Source organism: Gordonia sp. DT219 (genome assembly GCF_049847065.1).
In the GTDB taxonomy this organism is placed as follows: Bacteria; Actinomycetota; Actinomycetes; order Mycobacteriales; family Mycobacteriaceae; genus Gordonia.
This window is the reverse complement of record NZ_JBNCNR010000013.1, coordinates 74,569-93,319: the sequence shown is the minus strand read 5'-3', so window position 1 is coordinate 93,319 and position 18,751 is coordinate 74,569. Positions and strand designations below refer to the sequence as shown.

Here is an 18,751-nt window from a genome sequence, read left to right as displayed (position 1 = left end):
TGGCGGTCACCGGAACACGATGCACGTCGTCGTGCCGTGCGCGACGAGTTTGCCATCGGCCGAGAACACCTTGCCCTCGGCGGTGGCGGTCCGTCCGCCGACGTGGATGACGGTGCCGACGCCGGTGAGTTCGTCGGCGTCGAGGGCGACGGCCCGGATGTAGTTCACCTTCAGTTCCAGCGTCGTGTAGCCGGCCCCGGCCGGCAGGGTCGTATGAACGGCACAGCCCATCACCGAGTCGAGCAGGGTGGCGCAGATGCCGCCGTGCACGGTGCCGAGGGGATTGGCGAAATCGGGCTTCGGGGTCACGGCGAAGTGCACCTCGCCCTCGTCGATCCGTACCGGACGCATACCGAGGAGCCGCCCGATGCTCGGCCGGTCGTCGTCGGGGTCGGCCTGCCAGGCGCGAAGTAGTTCCAGGCCCGACATCTCGGTGGGATCGGCCGGCCCCGCGGAGCTCGTTGACGTCGTCATGATTATGTATGGTTGCATAGAACCCCAGCATTGTGAACCTGCCGATCATCAAAGCCAACATAGGAGCTGATGCCCGATGGGCGACGAGGCGTCCGACATCGTCACACCGCAGGCCCGCGACGGGGGGCCGCGCGAGCGGATGGTGATGCATGCAGCCGATCTCATCGGCCGCGACGGCGTCGCGGCGACATCGATCGGCGACGTGATCGCCGCCAGTTCCGCACCGCGTGGCTCCATCTACCACCACTTTCCCGGTGGCAAGACCCAACTGATGACCGAGGCCGTGCGATATGCGGGTGACTACATCGCCACCCGTATCGGTCGCCAGGATCCCGGTTCGCCGGCGGCGACGATCATCGGGATCGGCGACGTGTGGCGCCGGATGCTGGTGGCCACCGACTATCAGTTCGGTTGTCCGATCCTTGCCGGTGGACTGGCCCGGCGATCCGAGCCCGCTGTCGCAGACGAGGCCGACGCGATCTTCGGCAACTGGCTGCACCTGATCGCGGCGCGGCTGATCTCCGAAGGGGTGAGCCCCGACCGGGCGGATTCGCTGGCCAACCTGGTCGTCGCCGGGATCGAGGGGGCCGTGGGACTGTGTCAGACACAGCGCAGCGTCGAGCCCCTCGACCAGGTCATCGGCGAGCTCGCGCGACTCTGCGACGACGCCGCAGCGCACTGATCGATCTTCCGGGAACGCTGCGTGAATCCTGGGCGAATATCCCCGGCGATGGCGTGGGGCACACCTCGGACTGCCGTTGTGAAGCCGAACATAGTAGGTTTTGGCCAAACACGTCGTGGGGAGACACGCGGGAGGTGATGGGGCGATGACGCCGGTGTACCGGGATATCCTCGGCTCCGAGTTCGACCGTCTGCATCCGAACGTCGCATGGCGCTACAGCATCGACTCGACGTCCAACGTGGCCCAGATCGGCAGCGGAATCCTCGAGTCGGTCTACATCACCTCGGCGCTGCCGCCACCATTTTTCTGGTACTACGGCAAACGCAACGCGCTGCCGTCCAAGACCAGCCGGATGGTGCCGTTCACCCAGGGCCACTACTGCTACACCGACGAGCTCGGACGTGAGTGTCTGGCCGTGCTGCGCAGCTTCGACTACACCTCGGGGTCGCGAAAACTCAACTCACTGCTCGTGGCGGGCAATACCGGACTGGTCGACTACTTCGGCGACGGCCCGGAACTGCTGTACCCGATCGAACCGTCGGTGACCCGGGCCGGCGAACTCCTCCTCGAGAGCGGTCCGATGCGGTGGCTGGGCCGCGGACCCAAGGTGGGCATGAAGGGCCTGCTCGGGGCGCAGATGAAATACATCGAGGGCTGGGATGAACAACATCAACGGTTCCGCTGCGATGCGACCGTGCGCAACCCGCTGATCGGGGAGATCCTGCACTTCCGCGGATGGTTCACCGCCACCGACATCGCGTGCGGACTCCGCGATATCCCCGATGAGGCGTGGCCGCTGACGCTGGTCGATCGCGAGGGCTGACCGGCCGTCGTCCGGCGCGCTCGCCAACCGCGCGGTTCTTTGTCGGGGCCGAACCCGAGCACGGTAGATTCTGGGCATGGCTGTCTCTGCGAAAACCGAATTCGACGTCGCCGTACCACCATCGGTGGTGATGGAGGTGCTCCTGGACGTGGAATCCCTGCCCGAATGGTCCGGCCCGCACCGCTCGGCCACGATCATCTCCGAACACGACGACGGCACTCCCGATCAGGTCTCGATCACCGTCTCGGCGGTCGGCGTGAACGACGATCAGACCGTCGCCTATACCTGGACCGACAACTCGTGCACGTGGGAACTCGTCGAGTCGAAAATGCTCGCCGAACAACGCGGGAAGTACACCGTCACACCCTCGGGTGACGGCTCGCATGTGCAATTCGAGCTGGAGATCGATCTCAAGGTCAAGCTGCCGGGAATGCTCGTCAAGCGTGGCCAGAAGACGGCCGTCGAAACCGCGAAGAAGGGACTGACCGCGGAGGTCGAACGACGCGCCGGATCGTGACCTACGAACGCGTGTGAAGGGGTACGCTGTGGTCAGTCTGACCATCTGGTCACCGAAATCGATACGGCGAGGAGGCCGAGTTACGTTGCGGATCCACAGGTTTGCGGTACGTGCACTGGTTGTGACGGTAGGTGGTGCAGGCGCGATCTTGGGTCTCGGCTTCGGCGGTGGTCATGCCCACGCGGTCACCTGTAATACTGCGAACGGCCATGAGACACAACAAATCCAGGGCACCAGCGGATGCGGCGCACGGGCCGGCGCCGGCAGTCGGGCGAGTGCGCAGGAGAGCGGTGGCGGCACGGCGGTGGCCGTGTCCGATCGCGGCGGCAACGCCAATGCGATCAATCAGCAACCCGGATCGTCGGCACTGGCCGGGGCCACCACCAACGGCACCTCGTACTCGATCACGACCGGCCCCAAGGCCCTCTCGATCGCACAGGCCCGCGCCGGTGGGTATTCGGTCGCCGTCGGCGGCTGGGGCGGACAGGCCTTCTCCGGCCAACCCGGGGTCCAGTGCACCGGCGGCTTCGCGGCCGCCGCGGATTCCACCACCGGAAAGGTGTGCGTGAAGTCCGGCGCGATCGACCTGCACAACTGAGGCGGGACGGTGCTGTTCACCCCTTCGACACCCGACGGTGGTGGGCGCGGCATATCGTAGATCCGTGACCGAGTTGCGCGATCTGGAAACCCTGGGACCCGACTTCAGCAAGCTGAACGGACGTGAGGCGCTGCAGTCGCTCGTCGACTTGCACGACACCACGCAGTTCGAGGTGAACGACGATGACGACGACGACCCCGTCCTGCTGACTCTGCCCGAGCGCAACGTCGTCGACACCTGGCGTGAGGACTACCCGTACGAGGAGCGGATGAGCCGCCGCGAGTACGAGGTGACCAAACGCCGGCTGCAGATCGAGTTGCTCAAACTGCAGAGATGGTCCAAACAGACCGGACAGCGCCATCTGCTCGTCTTCGAAGGACGTGACGCGGCAGGCAAGGGCGGCACCATCAAGCGCTTCAACGAACATCTCAACCCGCGTGGCGCGCGCGTCGTCGCTCTGGAGAAGCCCTCGGAGCGTGAGTCCACCGAGTGGTATTTCCAGCGCTACGTGACGCATCTGCCCGCCGGCGGGGAGATGGTCTTCTTCGATCGCTCCTGGTACAACCGTGCCGGAGTGGAGCGGGTGATGGGGTTCTGCACCTCCGAGCAGTACGTGCAGTTCATGGAACAGGTCCCGGCATTCGAGAAGATGCTCGTCGACGACGGCATCAACCTGGTGAAGTTCTGGTTCTCGGTGAGCCCGCTCGAACAGCGCACCCGGTTCGCGATTCGTCAGATCGATCCGGTCCGGCAGTGGAAACTCTCGCCGATGGATCTCGCCTCCCTCGACAAGTGGGACGCCTACGGCGCCGCCAAGGAGGCGATGTTCGCCAACACCGACACCGACACCGCGCCATGGACGGTGGTCAAGAGCAATGACAAGAAGCGCGCCCGCATCAACGCGATGCGACATGTGCTGAGCCTGTTCGACTACAAGGGCAAGAACCAAGAACTCGTGGGCCGCCCCGACCCGCTGATCGTCGGTCGCGCCCGCGCTATCGCCGACGAGTGACGGCGCAACACCCGTGTCGGCGCCGCTCGGCGGTCACCGGGTGCAGGTAACCTCGTGCCGGTGCGAACGTTTCTCAGTGCGGTTGCGACGCTGATCGCGATGGCGGCCATCGTCGTCGCCCTGTCGTCGATGTGGGTGTCGGAACGGGTGGTCGACGAGGACGGCTTCGTCGACGTCGTCGCCCCGCTGGCCCACGACGCCGACGTCCAGTCCTTCATCTCCGACGAGATCACCGAGCAGGTCTCCTCGCGGGTGAGCTTCCCCGGCGCGGCGACGCTGATCAAGCCCGTCGCCAAGCGTTACACCCAGGGCCCCGACTTCCCCGGCGACTTCACCGACCTGGTCCGTCAGGAACATGGCTGGTTGTTCGATCCGGCGCCGGCCGGCGCAGAGCAGGAGATGCAACTCGACATCACCGACATGGTGAAACGGGCGCTGACGAACGCGGACCTACCGTTCACGCCGTCGCTCGGCACCACCCACATCGAGGTGCCGATGGCGCAGGGCAGCGGACTCGCCGCGGGACGCTATCACAAAGTGGGACAACAGATCACGTGGATCGCTTACGGCGCCACGGCGCTCGCGGTGATCGCCGGGCTGCTGGCGCTCGTGGTGGCGCGTCGACGCGGCACGGTGCTCGCCTGGCTGGGCGTCGGTGCGCTGCTGGCCGCGTTGGCCGCCTGGGTGGCAGCACTCGCCGCACCCACCATCATCAACCACCAGTTCACCGATCACAGCAGCGGCAACGCACTGACCCGGGCGGCGACCGACGCGCTGGCCAACGACTTGACCTGGTGGGCCATCATCGCCGCCGTCGCCGGCGCGATCGTCGTCGTGGTGGGCGTCATCGTGCGGATCGCGGCTCGCTGAGACGCGGCTGGACGGACTGGGCGGATCGACGGACGGGGGCGGATCGAGATGAGTCGGTTGACCCGCTCGTGCAGATGGATCGGAACGCACCTGGCCGCCGCGCCGGTGTCGTGTGTGTGGCTGGTGATCCTGTTCATCACGACGGTCCTGCAGCACTCGATGTCGCCGCAGCATCTGGACCGGGTACTGGGGCATCATTCGACCAACATCACCAACCTGGGCAACGACCCGTTCCAGGTCCTCGTCAGCAGTCTCTTCTGGCTCGACGGCGCCTACTGGCTGCCCTACCTGATCTCCTTCTGCATCTTCGTGATCCCCACCGAACGATGGCTGGGCAGCCCCCGGTTCATCGTGGTCGGATTCAGCGCGCACGTCATCGCCACCTACGTCAGCGAGGGCATCCTGCGGTGGGCCATCGACAACGGGCTCCGAAGTCCGCTGCTGACCGACACCCATGACGTCGGGGTCAGTTACTTCCTCGCCGCCGTCGCGGCGGTCCTCGCGTATCACTTCGTGCGTCCGTGGCGGTGGGTGTACCTGGTCGGCACGCTGGCGTTCTATCTGCTGCCGCTCGTCACCGATCTCACGTTCACCGCCATCGGGCACGCATGTTCGGCGCTGATCGGTCTGGCCTGGTACCCGATCACCCGGGGCCGGGTAGGCAAACCGTGGGACCCGATGGTCCCGGCGCGTGCCGTCCGCGCCCGGTTCACCGCCTGACGCGTCCCCGCCCGGGCCGGGGTGTGGGCGCGACTACTTGCGGCCGGCCTTCCAGTTCAGGCCCCAGCCGTAGGCCTCGTCGACCTTTGACTGTGAACCGCGGATGTAACGCACCTCGCGGTTGACGACCAGCTCGCCGCCACGATTCTCCAGCTGCGCGATCGCGCAGGAGATGGCGCCCTGGTCGGCCTCATCGAGGCGCACCTCGATCTGGGGTCCACTTGCCGGGAACAGGGTGACCACACCGTTGGCGGCCGCCCAGTTGGGGGCGCCCTCGTAGATGTAGGCGAAGATCAGGACGCGACGGATCTGATTCGACGCCGACAGGTCGATGTACATGTTCTCGCCACCGGTATTCGATCCGGAGCGGTCGTCGCCGTCGAGCCAGATGATCGGGCGACCCTGATACGGCGCCTGGAAGGAGTTGCCGAGGGCCTGCACGATGCCTTTGCTGCCGTCGGTGAACTCCCACAGGCATGCCAGGTCGAGGTCGATGCCGCCGGAGCGTTTGAACAGACCGCCCTTCGACCCCGCGGTCCAGTTGAGGTTCACGCGCACCTGACCGGTCGCCGAGCCCTGCTTGCTCAGCGACACGCTCGGCGCCGACTTGGTCAACGTCACCTTCGACAGCGACACCGGCGGCTGCTGGTAGGACTGGCCGGCCGGATAACCTTGCGCTGCAGGCGGAGTCGGCTGCGGGGTGGGCTGCGGTGCCGGTTGCGGCGCCGGTGTCTTCGGTCGTTTGGTGTAGTCGATGCCCATGGAGTTCGTTCTCCTCTTGCTTCCGTTGGATCTTGCCTTCGGGGTGGATCGTCGGATGTCGCTGATGTCCGGTTCGGGTGCGCCCAGCCTAGCGAAGTGCGACGCGGCCGCGCCGGTGCACATTCATAGGCCGGCGCGGGCGTGCGGTCCGAATGTGGTGGCCACCCGCAGCGTGCCGGTCCCATCGCGCCGGCATGCCGCGACGGCGACGTGTCCGGGACGTGCGACGGTACCGGGAACCGGGAAACCGCCGTCGATGTCGTAGCGGGTGTTGGTGATCTTCTTGGCGAATGCGGCCGGATCGGCCGGATGCTCCGGAGGTGCATCCGACCGAATGACGATCACGGCCTCGGTGATCCCGTCGGGCCACGTGAACCGTATCCGCCCACCGGTCACCACGACGTCGGTGATCGCGGGCAGATCGTCGGCCGGCGCCGCACCGGTGACCTGCGACGTCGGGACCGGCGCCCGGGCGGTTGCCGGTGGCGTGATACCGGAGATCACCGGCTCGGAGTGGACGCCGTCGCGTGTGGCGGTGACCTCGTACACCGGTGGTGGGGGCGCCCCGCCGACCCCGCCGTCGTCGAGTTCGGGAACCGGGGTGCGGCCGACGACCTGTCGCCGGCCGTTCGGCTCGATGCGGGTGACCCGGTAACTCACCCCCGCAGTCGGCGACGGGTCCCAGCTCACCCGCACCGTGCCGTCGACGACGCCGACGCGCACCTTCGCCGGGGGCACAATGGTGGCGGGTGCGGGTGCGGGTGCCGGTGCAGATGCGGGAACGGTCTGGGACCGCTGCGCCTCGTCGGCGACGGCATCGATCTGCCGGCGCGCCGCCGCGTCGTCGCCGGCGAACGCGCGGGCCTGCTCACAGCGGCGGCGTGCCTCGTCGAGGCGTCCTTTTCTGAGCGCCTGCCGGGCCGAGCGAAGCTCGCGTTGCCAGTCCCCGGTCGTCGGCGGTGCCGGGCGGGGCGGCGGCCCGGTGTTCGCGGCCGCGCGGCTGTCATCGACCGCACCGCCGTACTCGGCGGCGATGTCGGCGATCAGGCGACGGGCGCTGTGGGTGCCGAGGCCCAGTTCGCGCGCCTCGTCCAGCATGAACTGATGGTCGTCGGGGTGGAGCCGATCTTCGACGAGGATGGCCGCCCGGATGCGCGGGCGCAGGTGATCGGCCGCCCGGTCGGTGACCGAGCGTAGGTATGCGGTGGTGATGTCGCCCGGCCCGAGGAGGATCTCGTCGACGTCGATCAGCAGTTCGTCGACGATCGCGCGCATCCGTCCGGCCGGGAGTTCGCGTGCCCGGCGCCGAAATCCGTCGGCGCGTGCCCGGATCTCGGCGCGATCGTCGGCGTCATCGGTGCTCAGGTCGAGGACCGCGAGCAGCGTGTGCCTCGGCGGCCCGGAACGGCGCAGGCTGAATTCGGCCAGCAGTTCGGTGATCTGGGCGAGTTTGTGTTCGGAAAGGGCAGCCGGGACCGGTGGCACCGGGAGGTCGGCGGTGGTGGGCACGTCCGGGATGAGACGGTGCCTGCGTAGGCGGGTGGCCACCTCGTCGGCGCTCAGGCCGCCCATCGTCCCGATCTCGTCGAGGCCGGCGCGTTTGCTCTCCGGGATGCCGCCATGGCGAGCGACGAGACGCTCGATGGCGTTGTCGAGCAACTGGTATCGCTGCGCATCGTGTTCACCACGCCGAGCCGCAATCTCGCGCGCATACGCAATCCGGGACGAGCCGATGCGCAACGGAGCGCTGCGCTCCGGATGTTCGGCGACGAGTTGCTCGACGAGAATCCGGTATTTGGGGTGATCGCGCTGCTTCTGCCAGAATGCCCACACCTCATCGAGTCGCGAAGCCACCTCGACATCAGCGAGTGCGTCGGCCTCCTCGATCGGGATGTCGTACAGCTCAAACGAATCCGAGGACTCGACGCCGCGGCGAAGCACCGGGGCGAGGACCCGTTTGCGATAGTCGTCGGGTACGAAGGGCTCCACCGCGATTCACCCGTCCCGTCGCCGGCTGCGGTGGACCTGGTCGAGCTCACGCCGGACCTCCGCCTGCGACAGCGTCGCACCGGTTCTGGTAGTCAGGGTCAACGGCATATCCGCCTCGACATGATGAATCCGGACGTGCAGCACACCGTCGAATCCCATCTCGAAGGTGACTCGCACCTCGCTGTTCTCGCCGTAGCCGGGCGGGATGTCTTCGATGGCACCCTCGATCAGCATCTTCGCATCGCGTGGCAGTGGCGAGGCCTCTTGGCCGAGCTGTTCGACGACCGTCAGTTCGATGCGGCGCTGATCGGCGCGCACGGTGCCGAACGAGCGTTGCACGCGAATCGGCAACGGCTGATTGCGATGCACCAGCCAACTGGCCTCGAGATCGCCCGTCCGGCTGCTGACGGCCAGCACTCCGAAGCCGCGCGAGACGACGGTGTCGACGCTGATCTCCAGCATGCGGCGTACCCCGGCGACCGGCATTCCGAAAGCGGCCGCCACACGTGTGGCGGCGGCGTCGACGTCGGTGGGGTCGGCGTCGAACAGCGATCCGCGCGAAGCCAATCGGCCGCGGGTCTGTAGGTCGGCGGTGACGAGACGTTCGATCTCGAGTTTCTCCCCGTAGACGGCGGCGCCGCGGGCGACCGCGAGGTCGGGATCCGATAGTTCCGGGACGATCTGCAGCCGAGCGCCGAGTTCGCGTGCCACCGCGGGCATCCGCGACGATCCGCCGACCAGCAAGACCCGGTCGACGCGGCCCACGCCGCGCGTGCGGGCGCCGGCCAGACACGACTCGGTCAACTCCAGCGTGCGCGTCAACAGGCCCGCGGTGAGGTCCTCGAGCTCGCTGCGCGTCACCGTGATCACCGAACGTGCACCGTCGTGCGAGATGATCACCGACGTCGATTCCGCTTCGCTGAGTTCATGTTTGGCGCGTTCGGCCGCCAGGATGAGCGATTGTGATCCGGCCGAGTCGTCGAGTGGATCCTCGGCGTCGGGGTGCTCGGTGCAGAACCGGCGCGACAGGTGCAGCGCCAGTCGCTCGTCCCAGTCGGCGCCGCCGAGCTGATGGTCGCCGTCGACGGCGAGCACCGAGATACGGCGGTCGGCCAACTCGATGACCGTCGCGTCAAAAGTGCCGCCGCCGAGGTCATAGACCAGGACCGTCTCGTCGGGGATCGTCTTCGCGAACGCATCGGTGAGGCGGGTGAAGCCGTAGGACAGTGCGGCCGCGATCGGCTCCGAGAGCACCCCGGCGACGTCGAGTCCAGCGTAGGAGCCGGCCGCGATGGTGGCGCGGCGTTCCTCGTCGCCGAAGTGGGCGGGGACGGTGATGACCACCCGTTCGACCTTGCCGCCGGCGAATTCGGCGTTCGACGCCAGTGCCTTCAGGATGAGCGCGGAGATCGCCGGTGCCGACCAGCTCTGCCCGTGCGCCACGAAGCGCCAATCGGCCTCGCCCATGCGTCGCTTGACCAGTGCGCACACGTTGTCCGGGTCGAGTCGGGCTTGCCTGCGGGCGCCTTCGCCGACGAGGTGATCGTGTGCCGAGGGCAGCAGCACCACCGACGGGGTCGTCGGCGCGCCGTTCCAGTCGCCGATGATCTCCGGCCGGCCGTCCCGGTCGATCGCCGCGATCGCCGAATTGGTCGTGCCCAGGTCGATTCCGTATACGCCCACGGCGGGGATCGTAACAGCGCCGGATGTCCCGCGAGCAGGCATCGCCCGCGCCTCGGCGGGTCGATTACGCTACCCGGATGACCGCGGAAGGCAACGATATCGCCGAGCAGTTCGGCCGGCTCGAAGAACAGATCACCGACCTCGGACGGGTGCTCGCACGCCAGGCGACCTCATTGGATCGTCTGGTCGACGCGGACCGGGCACGGGCGGCGCAAGCGAAGGCCGGTGCGGATCTTCCGTTGCTCGTCGACCTGCTGGCCCTGTACGCCGACGCCCGGACGTGTGCGGTATCGGCGGCCGAGGAGGCCGACCGCGCGGCGTTCGAGGCATTGGCCGACGGGCTCGACCGGCTGATCACCGGGCGCGGCGGGACGCTCGTCGTGCCGGTCGCCGGAGACGGTTTCGATGCGGCCGTCATGGACGCCGTCGACATCCGCGACGCGCCCGGCGAGTCCGCGCGGCGCACCGTCGCCGACCTGGTTCGTCCCGGGCTGCGCGTCGGGCAGCGGTCGGTGCGCGCGGCCGCGGTGATCGTCTACCGCTGACCCGGATTCGCGTCTGTCGGCTGATCGGCACCGAGGGTGCGCCACAGGAATTCGTAGGCCAGCGCCGATTTGAACGCTGCCTGCTTGTTGTCGGCGGCGCCGCCGTGGCCACCCTCGATGTTCTCGTAGTAACGCACGTCGTGGCCGTACTCCTCCAGGCGCGCAACGAGTTTGCGGGCATGGCCGGGGTGGACGCGGTCGTCGCGGGTGGAGGTCGTCACCAGGATCGGTGGGTAGCTCGCCGTGCGAGAGACGTTCTGATACGGCGAGTACTCCTTGATGAACGCCCACTCGTCGGGGTCGTCCGGGTCGCCGTACTCGGCCATCCACGACGCACCCGCCAGCAACAGGTGATAGCGGCGCATGTCGATCAACGGGACCTGACACACCAACGCGCCGAACAACTCCGGATACCGGGTGAGCATCACGCCCATCAACAGTCCGCCGTTCGACCCGCCCTGCGCACCGAGCTGCGCCGGCGTGGTGAGCCCTCGACGTACCAGATCCCTTGCCACACCGGCGAAATCCTCGTACACCAGGTGGCGGCCGGCCTTCTGGGTCTGGGTATGCCAGCTCGGGCCGTACTCGCCGCCCCCGCGGATGTTCGCGATCACATAGATGCCACCGCGCTCGATCCAGTTACGTCCGGACAAGGCGAGATAGCCGGGGGTCAACGAGTTCTCGAAGCCGCCGTAGCCGTAGAGGAGGGTGGGGCCGGTGGAGACATCGGCACGCCGGACGACGAAGTAGGGGATCGCGGTGCCGTCGTCGGAGGACGTGAAGAACTGTTCGGCGACAACCGAATCGGAGTCGAAGAACGCGGGGGCCTGCTTGATGACGGTGGCCGGTGCGCCGCTGTCGCCGTGCAGCAGGCTCGGTGGGTCGGTGAAGGAGGTCGCCGACCAGAACACCTCGTCGCTCTCGTCGGGGTCGGTGTCGAGGACCGACACCGTCGCGAGCGCGGGCAGCCCGGGCTGCTCGACCGTCGCCCAGTCGCCGAGGGTGCGGACCGTGATCTCGGTGTGCACGTCGTGCAGGGTCGCCACGATCAGATGGGAGCGGGTGAACGCGAACGACTGCAGGCTGGTGTGTTCGTCGGGCGTGAAGAGCACGGTGTGCTCGCGTGCGCCGTCGAGGTAGGACGGGTAGTCGAAGACGAGGAGCGTGCCTGCGGGGTACTCGACGCCACCGACCTCCCACGCCGAGCGCGGCCGCACGAACATCGCGTCGTGATGGACGTTGAAGTCGGCATCGGTCGGCACGTCGATCAGTACTGTTTCGGTGTCCCGCAACTCGTAGGCGAGTTCGTTGAAGAAGTCGGTCGCGCGCGCCACGAAATGCCGTTCGTGGCCGACGGTGTGGTCGTAGCCGGCACTGACCGCGACATCGTCGACAGTTCCCGCGAACACCGTCGGCGCCGAGGCGAGCGGGGTGCCGCGGGTCCAGCGCTTGATCACCCGCGGATATCCCGATGTGGTGAGTGACCCCGCACCATCTGGCTGTACACCGAAATCGGTTCCCACATAGACGGTGTCACGGTCGATCCAGGAGATCGACGACTTCGCCTCGGGCAGCTCGAAGCCGCCGTCGACCCAGGCGCGGGTGGGCACGTCGAATTCGCGGACGACCGCCGCGTCGGCGCCACCGCGTGACATCGAGACGAGTGCGCGGTCGAAGTCGGGCCAGTTCATACTCGCCGACTTCCACACCCAGTTCTCGTCCTCGGCGCCCGCGAGCGCGTCGACGTCGACGAGCACATCCCAGTCCGGGGTGTCGGTCCGGTACTGCTCGAGGGTGGTGCGGCGCCAGAGTCCGCGCGGATGTGTGGCATCGCGCCAGAAGTTGTACAGGAATTCGCCGCGGCGGCGCACGTACGGGATGCGGTCGTCGGTGTCGAGGATCTCGAGGGACTGTGCCTGCAGTTCGGCGAACCGGTCGGAATCGGTGAGCTCATCGATCGTCGGCTCGTTGTGGGTGCGCACCCAGGCGAGCGACTCATCGCCGGTGACATCCTCGAGCCACAGGTAGGGGTCGACTGAGGGATCGCCGGACGAGATTGCGCTGTCGGTCACCCCGTCAACCTACCCGCGCGTGCCGTTCGATCCCGATATGAGTGGCGGCGCACCGATACCCTGGATCGGGTGAGCAGATCTGCTGACCGGCCACCGGCCCCCGACCGGATCGCGGTACGCGGCGCCCGCGTCAACAACCTGCGCGATGTCGACGTCGACATCCCCTTGCGGATGATGGTCGGCGTCGCCGGGGTGTCGGGATCGGGAAAGTCCTCGCTTGCGCTCGGTGTGCTGTACGCGGAGGGATCGCGCCGCTACATCGAGGCATTGTCGACCTACACCCGCCGCCGGATGGCGCAGGCGCCGCGCGCTGCGGTCGATTCGGTCGAACACGTTCCGGCGGCGCTCGCCCTCCGGCAGCGGCCCGGTGTCCCGGGGGTGCGTTCGACGTTCGGTACGTCCACCGAACTGCTGAACGTACTACGGCTGATGTTCTCGCGGTTGGCTTCACATGTGTGCCCGAACGGTCACCGGGTGCCGCCGACCATCGATGTTGCGGCCGAAGTACCGTTCTTCTGTCCGACATGCGGCGCGCAGGTCGACGCGCCCGGCGCGGAGGCGCTCGCCTTCAACTCCGCCGGCGCCTGCCCGAGGTGTTCGGGTACCGGCGTCGTACGCACCGTCGACGATGCCGCGCTCGTACCCGACGACTCCAAGACCCTCGACGGAGGGGCGGTGGTGCCGTGGAACATGTTCGGGTTCAACGTGCAGCCGACGATCGCCCGCGAGTTCGGCGTACGGACCGACGTGCCGTGGCGGGATCTCACCGATGACGAGCGGCAGATCGTGCTCGGCGGGCCGGCGGAGAAAAAGCACATCACCTTTGCCTCCCGCAAGGGTGTCCACGACCTGGACTTCACGTTCCGCAACGCACGTTTGACCGTCACCGAGGAACTCCGACGAGCCGACACCGAGAAGCGGCTGTCGCGCGTCAGCCGCTTCCTCACCGAGGGAACGTGTCCGGATTGTCACGGCACCCGGCTCAGCGCTGCCGCCCGCGCTCCGCGGATCGGGGACCGCAACCTCGCCGACGTGACCGCTCTGTCGCTCGACGATGTGCTCGCGTGGGCGCCGGGGGTACCACCGACCCTGCCCGACGAAATGCAGAGAATGGCCACGGGATTGGTCGACACGCTGCTCGGCATGGCGCAGCGGCTGGTCGAGCTGGGATTGGGCTATCTCACCCTCGATCGGGCCGGGGCCACCCTGTCCACCGGGGAACGGCAACGAGTCCAACTCGCGCGCGCGGTGCGCAACCGCACCACCGGAGTGCTCTACGTGCTCGACGAACCGTCGATCGGGCTGCATCCCGCCAACATCGAGGGCCTGCTCGGGGTGATGGACGACCTTCTCGTCGACGGCAATTCGGTGGTCTTCGTCGACCATGACGTGCAGATCCTGCGGCGTGCCCAATGGCTCGTCGAGATCGGGCCCGGGTCGGGCACCGACGGCGGCACCGTCATCGCCGCCGGAACCACCGACGATCTGGCAGCGGCGCCGGACTCCCGGCTGGCCGGATTCCTCTCGGGCACCGAGCCCGTCGTCGTCCGCGACCGGGTCAGTGCCGCCGACACCTTCGATCTCGGCCGCATCCATCTCGAGACCGATGCCATCCACACCGTGCACCCGTTGTCGGTCGACATCCCGCGTGGCCGGCTCGTGGCGGTGACCGGCGTGTCGGGCTCGGGCAAGACGACCCTGGTCCTCGACTCCCTGGTGCCCGCCGTGGGTGCCCGCTCCACCGCCGGCGGCCGGATGCCCGCTCACGTACGAGCGATCGGCATGCCGGAAGGCCTGTCGGACAAGGGTATTCGCGTACATGTCGTCGATGCGACGCCGATCGGGATCAACGTCCGTTCCACCGTCGCCACGTACTCGAAGGTGATGGACGATCTGCGCGACGCGTACGCCGGCACCGAGGCTGCCCGCGCGGCCGGGCTGACCGCATCGGACTTCTCCTACAACACCGGGTCCCTCGCCTGCCCGCGATGCGACGGAACCGGTGAGGTGTCCCTCGACGTGCAGTTCCTGCCCGACGTCGACATCGTCTGCCCCGACTGCGACGGCACCCGATATGCACCGCGCGCCAACGACTTCCGCCGCTATGGTGCCTCGCTGCCGGAATTGCTGTGCCACACCGTGCGCGACGCGCTCGAGATGGTGTCCGGCCTGTCGCGGGTGCGGCGGCGGCTGCGCGCCTTCGACGAACTGGGCCTGGGCTACCTCACCCTCAACGAGGCGACGCCGGCCCTTTCCGGCGGTGAGGCCCAACGACTCAAACTCGTCAATCAGTTGCACCGCAAGCAGGACGACGCGCTCTTCGTTCTCGACGAGCCGAGTGTGGGTCTGCATCCGCTCGACGTGCGCACCCTGCTCGACGTTCTCACCCGGCTGACCGACCGCGGCGCGACGGTGCTGGTGATCGAACACGATCTCGACATGATCGCCAACGCCGACCACGTCATCGACATGGGTCCCGGCGGCGGCGACGACGGTGGTCGGATCGTCGCCACCGGCACGCCCGATGAGGTGGCCGACGATCCCGATTCGGTGACCGGACGCTTTCTGGCGCAACATCTCCGGCAGTGATCGCGGGCGTTCACACGGTGACGACGATCTTCCCGATCCCGTCGGCGGCGTCGAGGCGGCGATGTGCTTCGGCGACGTCGTCGAGGGTGTAGACCGAATCGATCACGGGAGTGATTGCGCCGCTGCGCAGTCCGGCGCCGAGGAAGGCCGCGATACGCGCCACCGCCGCGGGGTCGAGGAGGAGCTCGAAACCCACGTAGCGATAGATGGTCAGCGGACCGTTGGCGGGGAAGGACGCGGGCCGCGGATCGAGCCAGCCGACCGCGACGAACGTGCCGCCCGGGCGCGCCGCTTGCGAGAGATCCGACAGTCCCGGACCCATCACGGAGTCGAGGATGATGTCGACGCCCGCCCCGCCGGTGAGGCGTTCGACGGATTCGTGCAGATCCTCCTCGTCGGTGGCGATGACCGCCGCGGCCCCGGCCGCCCGGAGTGCCTCGCGCTTCGCGCCGTGGCGGGTGACGGCGATGGGGACCGCGCCGATCTGATTGGCCACCTGGATCGCGGCGAGCCCGACGCCGCTGGATGCAGCGGTGATCAGGACGCGGTCGGCCGGACGCATCCGGGCCTTCTCGACAAGGGCGCCGTACGCGGTGGATCCCGCCACCCACAGTGCGGCCGCGTGTACGGGATCGAGGCCGTCCGGGCGGGCGACGATCGCACTTGCCGGCAACGTGACGTACTCGGCATACGTACCGTTGACCTCCATGGTCGCCAGCGCCGCGACGATGACCGGGTCGCCGACGTCCCAGCCCTCGACCCCGTCGCCGACGGCGTCGATGACGCCGGTGCCCTCGCACCCGAGGCGGGCGGGCAGGTGGAACGGACGTGGATACGTGCCGGTGCGCATCATCTGATCGAGTCGGTTGAGCCCGATGGCCTCGATCCTGATGCGCACCTCGCCGGGTGCGGGGTCGGGAGCGGGCTCGTCGACGATGTGCAGGACATCCGGATTCCCGGTTTCGTCGAATACGACAACTCGTGGCATGACAGCTCCGATCGGTGTGATCTGTGGTGGCAGTGCGGTCGGTGAACGACCGCACGCATGCAACGCTACGAATCGCCCTGTTACCTGTCGGTACCTTCGATCTTGTGGAAACATCGGCCCCGAATGCACTGCTCACCGACTGCCCGGCTCGTCTGGCCGTCGAGATCATCGCCGACAAGTGGTCGTTTCTGGTGATCTTCGCGCTGCGCGAGGAGCCGCACCGCCACGGTGAACTCGTCGAGATGGTCGGGGGCATCTCCCGCAAGGTGCTCACACAGACCTTGCGGAAGCTGCAGGGCTACGGATTGGTGTCCCGGACGCAGGAGTCCGAGCATGCCCGCTACGCGTTGACCGAACTCGGTGGCACCCTCGTCGAGCCCATCGAGATGCTGAACCGGTGGGCGCGCGACCATGGCGAAGCGGTCGTCGATTTCCAGGAGTCCCACGGGTCGGTGTGAACGGGTCTTCCGCGGGCTCGCCAATCGGTAGACATTACTCTCGGAAACCGCGATCGATGTCGTACCGATCCGTCGACGTCGACGCGTCTTCCCGGAGCGGACATGTAGTGCGGGTGTAGATCGTCGGCATGCACAGATTGCAGTGGATGCACGCCGACGCCGTCGACGGGTCCGCACGAATCCGTTGTGGCAGATCGGGTTCGCGCAGCAGCGCACGCCCCATGGCGAGGAAGTCGAAGCCGTCCGCCAGTGCGGAGTCCATGCCGGCGCGGTCGGTGATCCCGCCCAGCAGGATGATCGGCAGATCGACCGCCTCGCGGAGTCGCCGCGCCAGCGGGAGCAGGTAGCCGGGGCGATATGCGTAGTGCTTCAAGAAGACCGGGCCCGCGGCCTTGAGTCCCCAGCGCATCGGACCGGTGAAGGCGTCGGCGAACGCCCGGCGGGGAGCCGTCCCGTGAAATAGGTACATCGGGTTGAGCAGTGAACTGCCCGCAGTGGGTTCGATCGCGTCGAGGACACCGTCGGACTCGAGCAGTTGCGCCACCGCGCACGCCTCGTCGACGTTGAATCCCCGATACCTTCCCGGTGGTGCACCTACGGCACCGACCCCGTCGAACATGTTGAGCTTGGCCCAGACCGCGACCGAATCGCCGACCTCGGCGCGCACCGATTCGCACACCTCGCGGGCCAGCCGGGCGCGATTGATCAGCGAGCCGCCGTAGGCGTCACGGCGCCGATTGAGCAGCGGGGAGAGAAAGCAGCTGATCAGATAGTTGTGGCCACAATGGATTTCGAGTGCATCGAACCCGGAGTCGACAGCTATCCGGGCGGCACGCCGGAATGCGGCGCGTAGTCCGGCGATGTCGTCGACGTCGAGTGCGTGGGTCATCGACATCCCCATCGGCGCCGGAATCCTCGATGGTCCCAGCGCTTTCGCGCGATTGGACGCCGAGTTCGCGACCGGCCCGGCGTGTCCGAGTTGTGCGGCGGCGCGGGCGCCCTCGTCGTGGATGGCGTCGGTGAGTCGCGTCAGCCCTCCCGCGGCCTCGGGTCGCAACCACATCTGACGGCGGTCGGTGCGACCTTCGGGCGAGATCGCAGAGTAGGCAACGGTACTCATCGCCACCCCACCCGCGGCGACCTCGCGATGGAAGTCGATCAGGTCGTCGGTGACGAGGGCATCGGGGGTGCGGCCTTCGAAGGTGGCGCTCTTGATGAGCCGGTTGCGCAGGTGCAACGGCCCCAACCGTGCAGGCGCAAACGGATCGGGGGTACCGGACCGAATGGGGGTGTTCATCGATCATCCCCGGCGACCGGTGCGCCGAGTCCGGCGATGACGAAGGATCTCAGTGCCGCGATCGCATCCTCCGACAGCCGCCGCTGCGCGCCGAAACGCGTGAGGACGAGGGTGAATGCCAGCCCCCAGCGTCTGCGTGCGGTGCGCCGGTCGAGGTCCGGCACCAGCTCGGTCAGTAGGTCCGCCCAGTCCTCGAGACGAAACCACGGACGCGACCACGCGGCGTCGGGATGTGCGTCGACGAAGCGTGCCAGCAACTGCAGATGCAGATGCCCGACCGGATCGTTCTGCAGTCGGATCAAGGGGGCGACGACGACGGCGACGAGGCCGGCAACATCGCGGCGCACGGACTCCGCGGCATCGAGCTGATCGGCCCACAGCGGTGCCAGCCGTTCCTCCAGCAGCGCGGCGATCAGATCTTCCTTGGACCCGAAGTGATAGTGCACGGCGGCCGGGTTGACTGCCGCGGCCGAGCAGATCGCCCGCACCGATACGGTGTCGAACCCTTCGGTGAGGAACAGCCGCTCGGCGGTGGCGAGCAGGTGCTCCCGGGTGATCTGCGGGCGCGTCGGTGCCATGGGTACCGATCAAAGCACAGCTCCATCACCGATTCAATCACTGTGTGAAACGGTCGGGGTTACCGGCCAGTAGCGGGGACGCTCTGCGCCGGTG

18 protein-coding genes are annotated in these 18,751 nt (G+C 67.7%); 10 read left to right on the top strand and 8 right to left on the bottom strand.

The features are described from left to right. Nucleotides 1–6 precede the first annotated feature (6 nt). Nucleotides 7–492: a PaaI family thioesterase gene (locus ACPXB3_RS15805; protein ID WP_425705900.1), complete on the bottom strand. Its 486-nt coding sequence runs from the start codon at nucleotides 490–492 to the stop codon at nucleotides 7–9. 58 nt (nucleotides 493–550) lie between these two features. Here ACPXB3_RS15805 and ACPXB3_RS15800 point away from each other — a divergent pair, with 58 nt between their 5' ends. The 7 genes from ACPXB3_RS15800 (at nucleotide 551) to ACPXB3_RS15770 (ending at nucleotide 5,696) form a co-directional block, all read left to right on the top strand. Further along, nucleotides 551–1,156 carry a TetR/AcrR family transcriptional regulator gene (locus tag ACPXB3_RS15800; RefSeq protein WP_425705901.1) on the top strand — a complete coding sequence of 202 codons (606 nt, stop codon included), beginning with the start codon at nucleotides 551–553 and terminating at the stop codon, nucleotides 1,154–1,156. A gap of 145 nt (nucleotides 1,157–1,301) precedes the next feature. Next, nucleotides 1,302–1,979 carry a DUF4166 domain-containing protein gene (locus ACPXB3_RS15795; RefSeq protein ID WP_425705902.1) on the top strand — a complete coding sequence of 226 codons (678 nt, stop codon included), beginning with the start codon at nucleotides 1,302–1,304 and terminating at the stop codon, nucleotides 1,977–1,979. Nucleotides 1,980–2,055: 76 nt separating this feature from the next. Next, the gene (locus ACPXB3_RS15790) at nucleotides 2,056–2,496 is read left to right on the top strand and encodes an SRPBCC family protein (protein ID WP_425705903.1); all 441 of its coding nucleotides are present in this window, start codon (nucleotides 2,056–2,058) and stop codon (nucleotides 2,494–2,496) included. A gap of 85 nt (nucleotides 2,497–2,581) precedes the next feature. Next, nucleotides 2,582–3,094 (top strand): DUF6764 family protein, encoded by a 513-nt coding sequence (locus tag ACPXB3_RS15785; protein WP_425705904.1) that lies wholly within the window; start codon nucleotides 2,582–2,584, stop codon nucleotides 3,092–3,094. Nucleotides 3,095–3,158: 64 nt separating this feature from the next. Then, entirely contained in the window at nucleotides 3,159–4,106 is a 948-nt protein-coding gene (gene ppk2, locus ACPXB3_RS15780) for a polyphosphate kinase 2 (protein ID WP_425705905.1), read from the top strand. A gap of 60 nt (nucleotides 4,107–4,166) precedes the next feature. Continuing rightward, nucleotides 4,167–4,976 (top strand): hypothetical protein, encoded by an 810-nt coding sequence (locus ACPXB3_RS15775; RefSeq protein ID WP_425705906.1) that lies wholly within the window; start codon nucleotides 4,167–4,169, stop codon nucleotides 4,974–4,976. 48 nt (nucleotides 4,977–5,024) lie between these two features. Then, complete coding sequence (locus ACPXB3_RS15770; RefSeq protein ID WP_425728349.1) at nucleotides 5,025–5,696, top strand: rhomboid-like protein; 672 nt, start codon at nucleotides 5,025–5,027, stop codon at nucleotides 5,694–5,696. Between the two features lie 33 nt (nucleotides 5,697–5,729). Here ACPXB3_RS15770 and ACPXB3_RS15765 read toward each other — a convergent pair whose 3' ends face one another. The 3 genes from ACPXB3_RS15765 to ACPXB3_RS15755 all read right to left on the bottom strand — a co-directional run bounded on the left by ACPXB3_RS15765 (nucleotide 5,730) and on the right by ACPXB3_RS15755 (nucleotide 10,130). Next, nucleotides 5,730–6,458, bottom strand: coding sequence for a TerD family protein (locus tag ACPXB3_RS15765; protein WP_425705908.1), 729 nt, complete (start codon nucleotides 6,456–6,458; stop codon nucleotides 5,730–5,732). Between the two features lie 123 nt (nucleotides 6,459–6,581). Next, nucleotides 6,582–8,447 carry a hypothetical protein gene (locus tag ACPXB3_RS15760; protein ID WP_425728347.1) on the bottom strand — a complete coding sequence of 622 codons (1,866 nt, stop codon included), beginning with the start codon at nucleotides 8,445–8,447 and terminating at the stop codon, nucleotides 6,582–6,584. A 6-nt stretch (nucleotides 8,448–8,453) separates the two neighbouring features. After that, the gene (locus ACPXB3_RS15755) at nucleotides 8,454–10,130 is read right to left on the bottom strand and encodes an Hsp70 family protein (RefSeq protein ID WP_425728345.1); all 1,677 of its coding nucleotides are present in this window, start codon (nucleotides 10,128–10,130) and stop codon (nucleotides 8,454–8,456) included. A 77-nt stretch (nucleotides 10,131–10,207) separates the two neighbouring features. On the opposite strand from ACPXB3_RS15755, the gene grpE reads away from it, so the two are divergent. Further along, nucleotides 10,208–10,675 carry a nucleotide exchange factor GrpE gene (gene grpE / locus ACPXB3_RS15750; protein WP_425728343.1) on the top strand — a complete coding sequence of 156 codons (468 nt, stop codon included), beginning with the start codon at nucleotides 10,208–10,210 and terminating at the stop codon, nucleotides 10,673–10,675. On the opposite strand, the gene ACPXB3_RS15745 is transcribed toward grpE, so the two are convergent. Next, nucleotides 10,666–12,747 carry a prolyl oligopeptidase family serine peptidase gene (locus ACPXB3_RS15745; protein WP_425705912.1) on the bottom strand — a complete coding sequence of 694 codons (2,082 nt, stop codon included), beginning with the start codon at nucleotides 12,745–12,747 and terminating at the stop codon, nucleotides 10,666–10,668. The genes grpE and ACPXB3_RS15745 overlap by 10 nt on opposite strands. A 69-nt stretch (nucleotides 12,748–12,816) precedes the next feature. On the opposite strand from ACPXB3_RS15745, the gene ACPXB3_RS15740 reads away from it, so the two are divergent. After that, a complete protein-coding gene (locus ACPXB3_RS15740; RefSeq protein ID WP_425728342.1) occupies nucleotides 12,817–15,336 on the top strand; it encodes an excinuclease ABC subunit UvrA in 2,520 nt (839 codons plus the stop codon). A gap of 10 nt (nucleotides 15,337–15,346) precedes the next feature. Here ACPXB3_RS15740 and ACPXB3_RS15735 read toward each other — a convergent pair whose 3' ends face one another. Beyond that, nucleotides 15,347–16,324, bottom strand: a complete 978-nt coding sequence (locus ACPXB3_RS15735; protein ID WP_425705914.1) for a zinc-dependent alcohol dehydrogenase family protein — start codon at nucleotides 16,322–16,324, stop codon at nucleotides 15,347–15,349. A 104-nt stretch (nucleotides 16,325–16,428) separates the two neighbouring features. Here ACPXB3_RS15735 and ACPXB3_RS15730 point away from each other — a divergent pair, with 104 nt between their 5' ends. Then, entirely contained in the window at nucleotides 16,429–16,782 is a 354-nt protein-coding gene (locus ACPXB3_RS15730; protein WP_425728340.1) for a winged helix-turn-helix transcriptional regulator, read from the top strand. 34 nt (nucleotides 16,783–16,816) lie between these two features. On the opposite strand, the gene ACPXB3_RS15725 is transcribed toward ACPXB3_RS15730, so the two are convergent. After that, on the bottom strand, nucleotides 16,817–18,079 hold the full coding sequence (locus ACPXB3_RS15725; protein WP_425728338.1) for an NADH:flavin oxidoreductase: 1,263 nt from the start codon (nucleotides 18,077–18,079) through the stop codon (nucleotides 16,817–16,819). Continuing rightward, complete coding sequence (locus tag ACPXB3_RS15720; RefSeq protein WP_425728336.1) at nucleotides 18,076–18,657, bottom strand: TetR/AcrR family transcriptional regulator; 582 nt, start codon at nucleotides 18,655–18,657, stop codon at nucleotides 18,076–18,078. Before ACPXB3_RS15720 ends, ACPXB3_RS15725 begins: the two co-directional genes overlap by 4 nt. Nucleotides 18,658–18,751: the final 94 nt, after the last annotated feature.